General features: G+C 62.3%; 11 protein-coding genes. 6 read left to right on the top strand and 5 right to left on the bottom strand.

Annotation, left to right across the window (positions count from 1 at the left end; all coding sequences use genetic code 11):
• The first annotated feature begins 178 nt into the window (after positions 1–178).
• Positions 179–3,028: an EAL domain-containing protein gene (locus AC0NID_RS25850; RefSeq protein WP_473458851.1), complete on the top strand. Its 2,850-nt coding sequence runs from the start codon at positions 179–181 to the stop codon at positions 3,026–3,028.
• Here the strand turns inward: AC0NID_RS25850 and AC0NID_RS25845 are convergent.
• Both AC0NID_RS25845 and AC0NID_RS25840 read right to left on the bottom strand, forming a co-directional pair.
• Entirely contained in the window at positions 2,949–3,464 is a 516-nt protein-coding gene (locus tag AC0NID_RS25845) for a CAP domain-containing protein (protein ID WP_473458853.1), read from the bottom strand. The two genes, AC0NID_RS25850 and AC0NID_RS25845, sit on opposite strands and share 80 nt — an antisense overlap.
• A 266-nt stretch (positions 3,465–3,730) precedes the next feature.
• Complete coding sequence (locus tag AC0NID_RS25840) at positions 3,731–5,449, bottom strand: adenylate/guanylate cyclase domain-containing protein (RefSeq protein WP_473458855.1); 1,719 nt, start codon at positions 5,447–5,449, stop codon at positions 3,731–3,733.
• Positions 5,450–5,771: 322 nt separating this feature from the next.
• Between AC0NID_RS25840 and AC0NID_RS25835 the strand changes: the two genes are divergently transcribed.
• The 3 genes from AC0NID_RS25835 to AC0NID_RS25825 all read left to right on the top strand — a co-directional run bounded on the left by AC0NID_RS25835 (position 5,772) and on the right by AC0NID_RS25825 (position 7,782).
• On the top strand, positions 5,772–6,113 hold the full coding sequence (locus AC0NID_RS25835; RefSeq protein ID WP_473458857.1) for an ArsR/SmtB family transcription factor: 342 nt from the start codon (positions 5,772–5,774) through the stop codon (positions 6,111–6,113).
• Positions 6,110–7,036: an SRPBCC family protein gene (locus AC0NID_RS25830; RefSeq protein WP_473458859.1), complete on the top strand. Its 927-nt coding sequence runs from the start codon at positions 6,110–6,112 to the stop codon at positions 7,034–7,036. The genes AC0NID_RS25835 and AC0NID_RS25830 overlap by 4 nt, the downstream gene beginning before the upstream one ends.
• Before the next feature lie 197 nt (positions 7,037–7,233).
• A complete protein-coding gene (locus AC0NID_RS25825; RefSeq protein WP_473458861.1) occupies positions 7,234–7,782 on the top strand; it encodes a dihydrofolate reductase family protein in 549 nt (182 codons plus the stop codon).
• A gap of 267 nt (positions 7,783–8,049) precedes the next feature.
• On the opposite strand, the gene AC0NID_RS25820 is transcribed toward AC0NID_RS25825, so the two are convergent.
• On the bottom strand, positions 8,050–8,415 hold the full coding sequence (locus tag AC0NID_RS25820) for a winged helix-turn-helix transcriptional regulator (RefSeq protein ID WP_473458863.1): 366 nt from the start codon (positions 8,413–8,415) through the stop codon (positions 8,050–8,052).
• A gap of 108 nt (positions 8,416–8,523) precedes the next feature.
• Here AC0NID_RS25820 and AC0NID_RS25815 point away from each other — a divergent pair, with 108 nt between their 5' ends.
• Both AC0NID_RS25815 and AC0NID_RS25810 read left to right on the top strand, forming a co-directional pair.
• Positions 8,524–9,228 (top strand): glutathione S-transferase family protein, encoded by a 705-nt coding sequence (locus tag AC0NID_RS25815; protein ID WP_473458865.1) that lies wholly within the window; start codon positions 8,524–8,526, stop codon positions 9,226–9,228.
• A gap of 149 nt (positions 9,229–9,377) precedes the next feature.
• The gene (locus AC0NID_RS25810) at positions 9,378–10,202 is read left to right on the top strand and encodes a DUF2189 domain-containing protein (RefSeq protein WP_473458867.1); all 825 of its coding nucleotides are present in this window, start codon (positions 9,378–9,380) and stop codon (positions 10,200–10,202) included.
• A gap of 12 nt (positions 10,203–10,214) precedes the next feature.
• Here the strand turns inward: AC0NID_RS25810 and AC0NID_RS25805 are convergent, their stop codons facing one another.
• The gene (locus AC0NID_RS25805) at positions 10,215–10,847 is read right to left on the bottom strand and encodes a LysE family translocator (protein ID WP_473458869.1); all 633 of its coding nucleotides are present in this window, start codon (positions 10,845–10,847) and stop codon (positions 10,215–10,217) included.
• 108 nt (positions 10,848–10,955) lie between these two features.
• The gene (locus AC0NID_RS25800) at positions 10,956–12,911 is read right to left on the bottom strand and encodes a TadE/TadG family type IV pilus assembly protein (RefSeq protein ID WP_473458871.1); all 1,956 of its coding nucleotides are present in this window, start codon (positions 12,909–12,911) and stop codon (positions 10,956–10,958) included.
• Between the last annotated feature and the right edge of the window lie 89 nt (positions 12,912–13,000).

Here is a 13,000-nt window from a genome sequence, read left to right as displayed (position 1 = left end):
AGAGCGAATTTCGAAACAGTCTCTGAGAACACCCTGGATCCCGGCTATCAACGCCTGGTTGCCTCCGGCATCGAACCGGTTCACCTGCCATTAGTATATCCGGACCACTATGCGGTCGTTTAGCTTGCAGGCGAGCCGTCCTTGCCTTGCTGCAAGCGCCGAGCCGGAGGAATTCTGTTTGGTTACGAAATCATCGAGGCAAGCCGCCGAAGCGCCCGAATCGACCAATTTGGCCGCGCTGGCGAAGCTGACGGCCGCCTCGTACGAAACCCTCGAGCGCGAGCTTCGGGCTACGATCGCAACGCTCGAGCGGCAGGCGCTGCGGTTCGAGACGGCTATCGACAACGTCTCGCAAGGCATCTGCTTTTTCGATGCCGATGAACGGCTGATCCTGTGCAACCGCCGCTATGCGGAGATTTACCGCATCGCGCCCGAGCATTTGCAGCCGGGTGTCACGCTGGACGAAATCATCGAGCGTCGCGTCGCTGCGGGGACGTCCGCAATGGCTGCCGACGCCTATCTCGCAATGGCCCGGGCGGTCAATTCGGGCACGGCTTCGAGAGACTGGGCCGCCGAACTCACCGACGGGCGGACGATTCAGATCCGTCATCAGCCGATGCCCGACGGCGGCTGGGTCGCCACGCATGAGGACGTTACCGAACTCGCCGCCAATCGCCTGATCGTCGACGAGCGTATCTCGCTGCAGACGCTGATCGACTGGGTACCCGATTACATGTGGGTCAAGGACACCGAAAGCCGCTTCGTCGTGGCCAACAGGGCCATTGCGTCCGACTGCGGCAAGGACAGCCCCAGCGACATGATCGGCTTGACCGATTTCGACCTTCATGCCCCCGAGCTTGCGCGGAAATTTCGCGCTATCGAGCAGGACGTGCTGCGCAGCCGACAGCCGATGATCGACGAGGAAGAGTTTGTGATCGACGCATCGGGCGCCGGCAAATGGTTCTCGTCGACGAAGGTGCCGTTGCGCAATGTTCAAGATGATATCTTCGGTCTGGTTGGCATCGCCCGCGATATCACTGCCCGCAAGCAGGCGGACGTCCTTCGAGACGGGCAGGCGCATATACTGGAAATGATCGCGACGAGCGCTCCGCTCGAAGACGTGCTCGACCGCCTCATGCGCCTCGTCGAATCCCAGTTGACGGGGATATTCGGGTCCGTCCTGCTGCTCGACAAGGACGGCAGCCACTTGCACCACGGCGCCGCTCCGAGCTTGGCGAAAGACTATACGAGCGCCATCGACGGGGTTGCCATCGGTCCCAAGGTGGGGTCCTGCGGAACCGCCGCCTACCGGCGCGAACCGGTCATCGTCGCCGACATCATGCAGGATCCGCTTTGGGAGGATTATCGCCAGCTGGCGGCGGCCCATGGCTATCGTTCGTGCTGGTCGACCCCGATCCTGTCGCATCAGGGCGCAGTGCTGGGCCTCTTTGCGATGTATTCGATGACGGTGCGCGAACCGACCGAGGCCGAGACCCGGCTCATCGATTTCACGACGCGCATCGCCGGGATCGCCATCGAGCGCAAGCTGGCCGAGGATCGGATCCACTTCATGGCCAATCATGATGTGTTGACCGGGCTTCCCAATCGCGCCTTGCTCGAGGACCGGCTTTCGCAGGCGATCCTGTACGCGCAACGATACGATCGTTGGGTGACGGTGGTGTTCATCGATCTGGACAATTTCAAACTGGTCAACGACACGCTTGGCCATAATGCCGGTGACGAGCTGCTGAAGACCGTTGCCGCCCGCATGGTCGAGTGCGTAAGGGCGACCGATACCGTCGTGCGGCTTGGCGGCGACGAATTCGTCATCGTCCTGTTCGACCAGCCGACGAACGTCGATCTGATCGCCGAGACCCTGCAAAAAATCCGTGTGGCGATTGCGGAGCCGGTTCAGCTCGGAGCGCATCGGCTGCGGGCGACCGCCAGTATCGGCATTGCAAGCTACCCCAAGGATGGGCTGAATCCAGACGCGCTGCTGGCCAATGCCGATGCAGCCATGTACCGCGCGAAGGAGTTCGGTCGCGACAATTTCCAGTTCTATGCTCCCGAATTCAACACCACGGCGCATGAAAAATTCGTGCTTCAGGAGGAATTGCGAAACGCCCTGGCCCGTTCCGAATTCACCCTTGTCTATCAGCCGCAAGTCGATCTTCGGTCGGGGCAGGTCTTCGCGGTCGAAGCGTTGGTGCGCTGGAATCATCCGACGCGGGGCACGATACCGCCGACCGCCTTCATTCCGGCGGCCGAGGAGACAGGCCTGATCGTACCGATCGGAGACTGGGTTCTGCACGAAGCCTGCCGGCAGAACAAGGCCTGGCAGGATGCGGGTCTGCCGCCGATGACTGTCTGCGTCAATGTGTCGGCCCGGCAATTCAGGGAAAGGAACCTGATCGGCCGCGTCGTCAACGCGCTCGCGGACAGCGGTCTGGAGGCCGGGTATCTCGAGCTGGAGGTGACCGAAAGCCTCATCATGCAGGATATCGACCTGGCGGTCGCGACCATGAGCGAACTGCAAAGCCTGGGCGTTCAGATCTCGATCGACGATTTCGGAACGGGCTATTCCAGCCTCAGTGCGCTCAAGACCTTTCCAGTCGCGCGGCTGAAGATCGACAAGTCCTTCATCAACGATCTCGTCGCCGACGAGAACGATCAGGCTGTCGCCAGCGCGGTGATTTCATTGGGTCAAAAGCTCAATCTGAGGGTCATTGCCGAGGGCGTCGAAACAGACGATCAGGTGGCCTTCCTGCGCAGGAACAACTGCGATGAAATGCAGGGCTATCATTTCAGCAAACCGGTTTCGGCCAGCGACATCGGGGAGTTGCTCGGCCGCAAGCACCGACGGCCTGATGATCCGCAGCCGATGGGCGTCGCGGCGCATATGATGGCTGCGGATTGGGCCGGCGTGCCGGTCCCTGTTTGCCCGACCCCTATCTGCCCAGAACCAGGCTCCAGTAGCGCAGCGAGCTGTCGCGGCCGTCACGGACAAAGGCCAGGCCAAAGCGCGTGAAGCGCGGGTCGAGCATGTTGCGGCGATGGCCAGCCGAATGCATCCAGATATCGAACAGTTTCGGCTCGTCGAAGCGGCCCGCGGCGATGTTTTCGGCGGCGGCACCGGCGATGCCGTTGCCCCGGACGCGCGAGGCAAATCCCTTGCCCCAGCCGGTGGTGTGGGTCATGCGGCCGCCGCGCGCCATATAGCCGGCCTGCTGCAGGGCCGCCTGCTCGAGCCGGGGATCTGGGACAAGCGGTGCAAGACCGGCGGAAGAGCGGATGCCCGCCAGCCTGCCGGCGGCCGAGGCCGAGACACCGGCGCCTTCGCCGGTGGGCAGGACGGTGGCGCAGCCAGCGAGCCCGGCCAGCGCGGCAAGGCCGGCAGCCCTAAGCAGCGCTCGCCTGTCAAGGCTCGTTCGGACTTCGTCATTTTCGATTCTCGCAACGGTCATGCCCGCCTGACATAAGCGCGATCATGGCTTTTGCCGGGCAGGCGCTCAAAAATCGCGGTCGCTGCGGCGTCTTCCCCAGTGGTGAAGTCCGACTCGTGGGTATCGAGACGGAATACCAGTTTGACTCATCGGAGACCTTTAATTCTCCTCTTGCGAATGGCAGCAATGCGCCGCTTCGGGCGCCATCAACGGGCATTCCCCTTCACAGGCAAAAGACGAGCCTATGTCCTGACCGGAGCAAGCCGGCGATCCAAACGATGCGCTCTTTAGTCGGGAAGGCCAGCCTTGCGGTAGCCTTCGACGAAGCGCTGGAGCACTTCCTCGTTGTCGAATGGCTGCGATGTTGCCCAGTGCCTGATGCTGAAATGGGGATCGTTCATCATGAAGAATTCCGCCTCCTGACGGGCTTCATCCAGGCGCCCGAGCTGCGCGAGGGCTGCCGCAAGCAAGCGCCGCGACGTGGTGCGGTAGGTTTCCGGCTTGCGCAAAGCCTCGACCGCGGATTGATAGTCGCCGAGCGCATAATAGGCTTGGCCTGCCATCCAATAGTACCATCCCGGTGGGCGCGGATTGAGCCGCAACGCCCGCTTCACGAATTCGACGCCCTTGACCGCGTCACCCCTCAGGGTGATGAGATCCGAGCGTATCGCCCAGGCATCGGCATGATTAGGATCGAGCTTGAAGGTCGCCTCGAACTCGGCATCCGATTCCCCGTAACGCCGTTCGTGACCAAGTATGATTCCCAGCCCCCAGCGATTCCCCGCGTCGTTAGGGTCGAGCGCCACAGCCCGCTGCGCTTCCGCCAGCGCACGAGGCTGGTTGGTTTGCTTCGGCTCGTTCCAAAACAGCCAGCCGAGCCAAAGATTGAGGGCCAGCAAGCTATGTGCCTCGGCATAGTCGGGATCGAGTCCGATCGCCTTTTCCAGGAGCATGCGCGCTTCCCGCGCGCCTAACCCAGTCTGAAAACTGACGCCGCGGGCTCGCACGCAAAGGTCATAGGCTTCCAGACTCGTCGGCCGTTTGCGCGCCGGCTGTCCAGCCAATCGGCCGACAAGGGCTTCGACGATCTTGGCCGTAACCTCGTCCTGCACTGCAAAGATGTCCTCGAGGCTGCTGTCGTAGCGCTCGGCCCAGATATGATCGCCGCCGATCGCGTCGATCAGCTGCGCATTGATGCGCACGCGCGCCGCGGCGCGTCGGGCGCTGCCTTCAACCACATAGCGCACCCCAAGATCACGCGCGGTCAGACGCACATCGACCGACCGCCCCTTGTAAGCAAAGGTTGAGTTGCGCGCGATGACGAAGAGGCCGGCTGAGCGAGACAGGTCGGTGATCAGGTCTTCGGTCAAGCCGTCGACAAAGGTTTCCTGCTCCGGATCGTTGCTCATGTTGGTGAAAGGCAAGACCGCGATCGAGGGCTTGTCGGGCAATTCCAGCGATGCCGGTCGGCCGACCGGAGCGGCTCTTGGAACGTGCAGGTTCACCCGGTAGCAGTATATCGGCTCGGCTATATTCTTCACCCGCTGCTCGCCCATGGGGTCGAACGCAAACGCCAGCTTCTGCCTGACCTCCTTGGACACCTTCTCCGAAACGCAGATGCCACCGGGCTCGGCGAGTTGCTGGAGACGCGACGCCACGTTTACGCCCTCGCCATAGCGATCGTCCCCTTCGACGATCACTTCTCCAAGGTTGATTCCGATCCGGACTTCGAAGCGTTGGTCTTCGGCAACGCTCGCGTTACGCTCCGCCATGCCGCGCTGAAGCGTGACCGCGCATTCGACCGCATCCACCACGCTGCCGAACTCCGCCAGCAGGCCGTCTCCCATCAACTTGAAGATACGCCCGTGTCGCGTCGCGATTTCCGGCTCGAACAGCTCTTTGCGGCCACGTTTCAGCCGGTCGAAGGTGCCCGCTTCATCCGCCTCCATGAGCGCCGAGTAGCCGACGACATCGATGGCAAGGATGGCAGCGAGCTTCCGCTCCATGTTGAGCCTCGGTAAAGATTCACGACTCGCAAGCCGCAGGTCAGAGGCAGGCAGGACCGGCGCCTCCCGCCTTACCGGCCTATAATACCACAGATCACGCCTCTTGAGACTATGGCTCGCGGTGGGAAGCGGACTGGGCGGCTTCAGGAATTTGTCTTCGATTGCAGGCATCGGTGTGTGCTCGCATCGCTGCGAGCAACCTCTCAACGGACTCGGACTAGGCCGCCTGCTCTACGAACTCGGCGCGTCTGGGCGGAAAAAACTTAGCGACTTGACGAAGTTTTCGCTTGCGCCACCGGCAATTTGGGCGATAGTTAGCGACATGGCTAAGCATGATCCTGATCTCTCGCTGCTCTTCCATGCGCTCGCCGATCCGACCCGCCGGTCGATCCTGACCCGGCTCGCCGAAACACCTGCGCGGGTAACGGATCTGGCTGGGCCCACGGGACTACGGCTGCCCACGGTGATGAGGCACCTTTCCGTGCTTGAGGGGGCAGGGTTGATCGCCACGTCCAAGGACGGGCGAATACGCACCTGCGCCATCGTACCCGAGGCTCTGGACCCGGTGCGGACATGGCTCGATGAACAGCGGGCGCTCTGGGACGCTCGGCTCGGCCGGTTGGACGCATTTGTGATGAATGTGATGAAGGAACGCGCAGAATGACATCGAACCTCGCTGCAAACAGTGCGACTCGTGCGGTGCCTGATGATAGGAAGGGCCGCTTTGCGACGCTCACCTTCGAACGGGACGTGGCCGCGCCATTGGCCGTGCTGTGGGAGGCATGGACGGCCCCGGCCGCGCGGGCGATCTGGGCTGCGCCATCGCCCTCGGTCACCGTGGAAATCCTGGAATCCGACATCAGGGTCGGTGGCCGCGAGATCTCGCTCTGCAAGGTAGAAGGCCAGCCTGACATCCGCTGCGAGAATGGCTGGCTTGCGCTGCAGCCAGCGGTGTGCAGCGTGAACTACGAGGTGATCTCGTCCGAAGGCGTGACGCAATCTGCTGCGCTGGTGACAGCCGATTTCGAAGGTGCGGACGAGTGCAGCCGGCTGGTCGTGACGGTGCAGCTTGCCTCGCTGGCGGAGGACATGGAGGCAGGCTACCGGGAAGGCTTCGGCGCCGGTCTGGACAACCTCGCGGGCGCGGCTGAGCGAACCATGGTGCTGCAGCGGGTGATTCAGGCGCCGCGATCCATTGTGTGGGGCGCCTGGATGAACTCTGAAACGCTGCCACAATGGTGGGGGCCGGAAGGGTTCTCCTGTCGCACCAAAAGGATCGATCTGCGCACGGGCGGCGAATGGCTATTCGACATGATCGCGCCTGATGGCACGGTCTTCCCGAACCACCATCTTTATATCGAGGTCCGGCCCGAGGAGAGGATCGGCTATACGCTGCTTTGGGGCGAGAACGGGCCGAAACATGCCGACGCCTGGGCCTCGTTCGAGGATCAGAACGGGGCAACGAAGGTAACGCTGGGCATGGTATTCAGCACGGCTGCCGAGTTCCAGCAGGCGAAGGGCTTCGGTGCCGTGGAACTGGGACTGCAAACTCTGGGCAAACTGGAACGCTTCGTCGCATCCCGCTGAAATGCTGCGACTTCCCGTCATGCATGGCGCGCCCGTCCTCATCGGCGACGGCATCCGCCTCTTCCGCCAGAAGGGCATGGAGCCGGTCAGATTGGAGAAGACCGCAGTCTCGGAAGCGGGGCAGATCACCGACATGCGCTTCCGCTTCGCGGGACAGGCCCAGAATTCACAAAGGGATACACGAAGAGGAGGGTTCTTTGAGAAAGCTGATCATATGGGACATGGTGACCGTCGACGGCTTCTTCGAAGGTCCGGACAGAGATATCAACTGGTTCGTCTTCGAAGAAGAACTCGAGAACTACATTCGCGGGACCCAGGAAAAGGCCGACACGCTGATCTTCGGCCGCGTGACCTACGAACTCATGGCAGCCTATTGGCCGTCCGAGCAAGGCTGGATCGCGGACTTCATGAACAAGATCGAAAAGGTGGTCTTCTCGCGCACGCTGAAAAACGCCGACTGGAACAACACGAAGCTCTTCAACGGCAATGTCGCGGAAGAAGTCTCCAAGTTGAAGACCAGGGACGGCGGAGACATCTTCGTGTTCGGCAGCGCCGACCTCACGGCGACCCTGATGGAGCACGGCCTGATCGACGAGTATCACCTCGGGATCAACCCCGTCATTCTCGGGAGAGGCACGCCGCTCTTCAAGGGCGGCCCGAACCGGATACCCTTGAAGCATCTGGAGACGAGGACGCTCAAATCAGGTGTTGTCATCCTCCATTACGCGCCGGAGAGCAGACAATGACGATCGATCCGCTTTCCCGTCGACTAGAGGCGCGTCGCGTTTGAGCGGATTCAAGCGACGCGCTCTTGGTTCTTGTTTTTATGCATGTCGTTATCGCAAAACCGCTGCACACTTTGCGCGACATGCATTTAGGCTTGTCGAAATGGGAGGGCCTGGGGAAGCGGCGTGACGGCTTCTGGCGCTGCCCGCGCATTCCGATATTCGGCTTGGACAGCACCAAAGCGGTTGTCCGGCCTCGGGTACAAGGTCTCAGATTTTCACCACTGGCTATTCCGCCGCTACGAGCCGAGTTTCCGGCGTCGATAAAACCCGGCCGGCCCGGTCGTCCCCGGTATCTTCCCACCAGTCGCCCAGGGCGTCGATGAGCGGCACGAGCTTGAGGCCGGGCGCTGTGAGGTCGTACTCCACGCGCAGCGGATAGCCGGCATGCGCCGTTCGCCGCGCGATTCCGGCTTCCTCCAGCTTGCGCAGCTCCAGCGCCAGGATGCGGTGCGACACGGTCGGGTTGTCACGCCTCAAATCGCTGAATCGCTTGGTCCCGTCCTTGAGATAGTAGAGCAGCAAGGTGGGCCAGCGGCCGCTGAGCACACGCATCGCCTCTTCGATCGGGCAGCTTGAGACGACGTCTTTCATGGGCGGACCGTGGTTACAGAATAGTGCGTAATTTACATGGGGCGACCAGCGTTTAGGGTCAAGCTTCGCTGCGCAGCGTGATCCCCTTAACATGGAAGAGACAAGAAAATGGAACCTATCCTCCTTTATGGCTTCCCGCTGGGAAGTTCGATGGGACTCGTCGCTGCCTTTGAACGGCTCGGACAGCCCTACCGCCTGTGTCGCGTCGACATGCTCACCGAGATGAAGAACGACGCCTATGCCAGCATCAACGGCCGTCAGGAAACGCCGGTGTTGGTCACCGACGAGGGCAGGGTGCTCACCGAGACCATGGCGATTGCCGCGTGGCTCGAAGCCCGCGACACGCAACGTCGTATCAGCTTCGACCCTCGCTCGCCGGAAGCCGACCGGATGCGTCAGCTGATGGCTTTCGTGAACACCGGCTTCACCGCCGCCTTCACCCCGCTCTGGGTCGCATATGAAATGGAATCGGGCGAACCGGCCCTGCTGGCGACCTTGCGCGACTTTGGCCGCAAGGCCGTTAGAGAACGCCATGACCGGCTTGAGGCGATGATCACCGACACGGACTTTTTAGTCGGCGATCGCCTGACGCTGGCGGATACCACGCTGATCGGCGTGGCGCGCTGGGCGGAGTTCCACAAGGCGGTCGACGCGGCAGCCTATCCCAGGCTGGCGGCGTTGCGCCGCCGGATCGAAAGCGATCCGGTCGTGCACTACGCGCAGGCCATCGAGGATGGCGAAAAGCCCGCCGGCTCTGGCGCCTGCCTTGGCCATGTCCCGCTGGCCGAGGTGATCGAACGCTTTGGCGCCTAACTCACGCCATCCGCGCGGCGCCAATCTACCTGGCGCCGCGCGGTGGCGACAATCGCCGGCAAATCGGTTATGATCCCGCCTGATCTTGAAGTGGCAGCTATGGGCGGCCATCCTGGCGGTGACCGTCCCCGACACACGGGAGGAAGGTTATGGCCAGCTTTCATGTCATGTCGGACGCGCGTGGAATGCACGTGCAGCCCACGGTGCGCCGCATCACGACCGCGGACCTGATGGATGCGTTGCGGCTCGGCTACGAGGATTTCTGGGCAAAGCCCTCGCACTACGTTTTCCTGTGCCTGATCTATCCGGTCGTCGGCCTGATCCTGACGCGATGGAGCTCCGGCTCCAACGCCATCCAGCTCATCTATCCGCTGATGTCCGGCTTCGCGCTGATCGGGCCTTTTGCCGCGATCGGCCTCTACGAGATCAGCCGCCGCCGCGAACTTGGCATGGACAGCTCCTGGCGGCACGCGCTCGACGTGCGCCACTCGCCGGCGCTGCCGGCGATTGCGGTCATCGGCATCATGCTGCTGGCACTGTTCCTGCTGTGGCTGTTCACCGCGCAATCGATCTACACCAGCCTGTTCGGCAATCAGCCGCCGGATTCGATCGTCGGCTTTGTGCGCGAGGTGCTGACGACGACCAGAGGTTGGACGCTGATCCTGCTCGGCAACGCCGCCGGCTTCGTCTTCGCCGTGATCGTGCTGGCAACGACGGTCGTCGCCTTTCCGCTGCTGCTCGACCGCGATGTCGGCGCTGTCTCGGCAATCGAGACCTCGGCGCGGGCGGTGATGACGAACCCGCTGCAGATGGCGCTATGGGGTCTGATGGTCGCCGTGCTGCTGGTCATCGGCTCGATCCCGTTGTTTGCCGGTCTCGCCGTCGTGATGCCCGTGCTTGGCCATGCGACGTGGCATCTCTACCGCCGGGTGGTCGAGCCGGAGCGGGCTCAGCAGGACCGGCGGCCGATGTAGGAGAGCGCAGCGTCAGCGCTGCGCGTCCGTTGCCATCTTCAGCGCCAGTGCGGTCAGCACCGTGCCCATCATCCAGCGCTGTATCACCAGCCACAGCGGCCGGCCGGCGAGGAAGACGGCGATCGAGCCGGCCGTCACCGCGATGATCGCGTTGACGGTGAGGCTGATCGCGATCTGCGTGGTGCCGAGCACCAGAAGCTGGGACAGCACGTCGCCCTTGCCGGGGCTGATGAACTGCGGCAGCAGCGACAGGTAGAGCACCGCCACCTTCGGGTTGAGCAGATTGGTCATCAGGCCCATGACGAACAGCTTGCGCGGCCTATCCTTCGGCAGTTCCCGCACCTGGAACGGCGAGCGTCCGCCGGGCCTCACTGCCTGCCAGGCAAGCCATAAGAGGTAGAGCGCGCCGGCGACGCGCAGCACGTCATAGGCGTAGGGCACGGCAAGCAGCAGCGCGGTGATGCCGAATGCCGCCGACAAAACGTAGAACAGAAAGCCGAGCGCCACTCCGCCAAGCGAGATCAGGCCGGCCTTCGGTCCTTGTGACAGCGACCGCGAGATCAGATAGATCATGTTCGGGCCAGGCGTCAGCACCATGCCGAGGCAGACCAGCGCGAAGGCGAGATGGTTGGCGGCTTCGGGCATCGAGGCGTCTCCGGATGGCGGTGGGGACACTCACCACATGCTTTCATCGACCGCAAGAGCATGAGGGCAGGAGCCTTTGCGCCAACGCCGCTGTCGATGGCGCTCCGCTCAGCCGACGATGCGCAGGTTCGACAATTCGTCGGCGATTTCCTTGAAATTGTCCGACAGCGTCGCTCCGGTCGCGTTCCAGAACAGCTTGGCCGGTTTGGTCGGTTCGGTGGGATCCTTGCGAAAGCGCGAGTCCGAGGAACAGGCTTTCAGCGCGTCGAGCGCTTTCTTGTCGCCGGCATCGCTGGTCGACAGGTCGAGCGCGACGGTCATGACGAGAACGTTCGAATTCTTGGCGTTGGCGCAAAGGGTCTGCATCTGCTCGTCCAGCGCAGCCGTGTAATTGGTGCTGGTGTAGGTGGTTTTGCCGATGTCGGTGCTCGTGTTCATGAACAGGCGCGTCACGCTGCCCGAGCCTGGATATATCAGGCCGGTGTAACCGTAGGCGGCGTAGGTCGACCTGTTGTTGGCATAGCTGCTGTCGCTGACGGCGCTGTAGGTATTGGCGCCGTCGGTCAACACGATGACCACCTTGTCGTTGCCCCTTTCGGTGTTCGGCCGGCCATCTGTGAACGGTTCGTTGCTCGACACCGTGCGCCAGCCCCAGGCAAGGCCTTCCGGCACGTTGGTGTTGCCGTTCGGCGCCATCGCGTCGATGGCGCTCTTGATTTCCTGTTTTTGCGCATCCTGGCTCACGTCCTTGAGCGGCGTGATCGGGTTGGTCGTGCAGGATGCATTCGGACCGTCGCCCGAGCCCGCCGACTTCGAGCCGTAAGGCTTGACCAGGAAATATTTGCGCATGTCCGACTGCCGCGTGGAAGCGGTCGGATTTGCGGTGTATGGCCAGTCGGCCCACCAGTTGTTGCCGTAATTATACGACGTGCTGTCGACGTCGTTGACGCCGTCGCGGTTGAAGTCAAGCCAGAGGGTGCCGGCCTCGTCCGGTGCGAACATCGGCACGAACAGCGTGGCCGGCGTGGCGGTGTCCGGCGTCGTGTCGTCGTTATTGTACGGGTATGGCCTCGCCTCAACGCAACCCTGCCAGCTCGCATAGCGGCTGGTGGTGTAGATATATTCCGGGGTGGTCCAGTGGCCGTAACGACACGTACCGTTTCTTCTGTATTCGTCGCAAATATATTGCTTGGTGTTGGGCACCTCTTCGCGGCCGGACTCGACCGTCATGTCGGCGTATAGGCTGAAGCGGGTCAGCGGCTGGTCCTCGGTGTCTCCCCAGCCGCTCCCGCGCTTGTACCAGACGCCGTTGAGCTTCTCGGCATATCTGTTCGGGTCGTTGGCCGAGGTCATCGTCGCCCAATCGAAATTCTCATGCTGGATCGGGGAGGTGCCGTCCTGATCCATCCAGCTGTCCTGGTCATGCGTGGGGCCGACATTGACCGACGCGGCGAACGGCACCAGAGAGAACTGCACCGGTTTGCTGACCTGTTTCATCTGCTGGGCCTGGAGTGCCAGCGTATCGACAAGCTGCTTGGCGGCTGCCTTCAGCAGATCTATCCGCTTCTGGCCGGTGCCCGAGCCCAGATTGTTCATCGAGCCGGAATTATCGAGTGCAAGGGCGACTTCCAGAGTGTTCTTGAGGCGGATTTCGGAGCACGCCGTGAAGCTTGTATCGCTGGTGGTCCCGCCCATCAGCATGGCGGCGGCCGGCAGAAAATAGGGGTGGTACGTCAAGTCGCTGCACAGCTTCAGCGTGCCGCCGCCCGCATTGTTGTTGGGCAGGGTGACGGTAAGCGACGTGTTCGCCGGGTCGACGCGGCCGAGATTGGCTTCGAAGAAATCCTTGGCATAGGCCTTGACGTCGGCTTCGCTTGCGCCGGCAACGATCTGCCGGGCGGTAGCGATGCCGGCGGCATCCAGGGCGTTCAGGGTAGTCTGCTTCTGGCGGAGCAGTTCAGCGTAATCGACGCTGAGCGCCAACCCGCCCATGAGCGGCACCATGGTGATGACCGTCATCAGCGTGTAGTTGCCACGCCGATCGCGACCGAATTTTCGGATCATTGCCTTCAGTATCCCGCCAGAACCCCAATGGCGGGACGATGCCAGCAATCATTAAATGTCATATTGCTAAAATACATCCAAGGCCGGCG

This window comes from Mesorhizobium sp. WSM4821, from assembly GCF_055901555.1.
The sequence above is the reverse complement of the archived record's forward strand: the minus strand, read 5'-3'. Positions and strand labels throughout refer to the sequence as shown.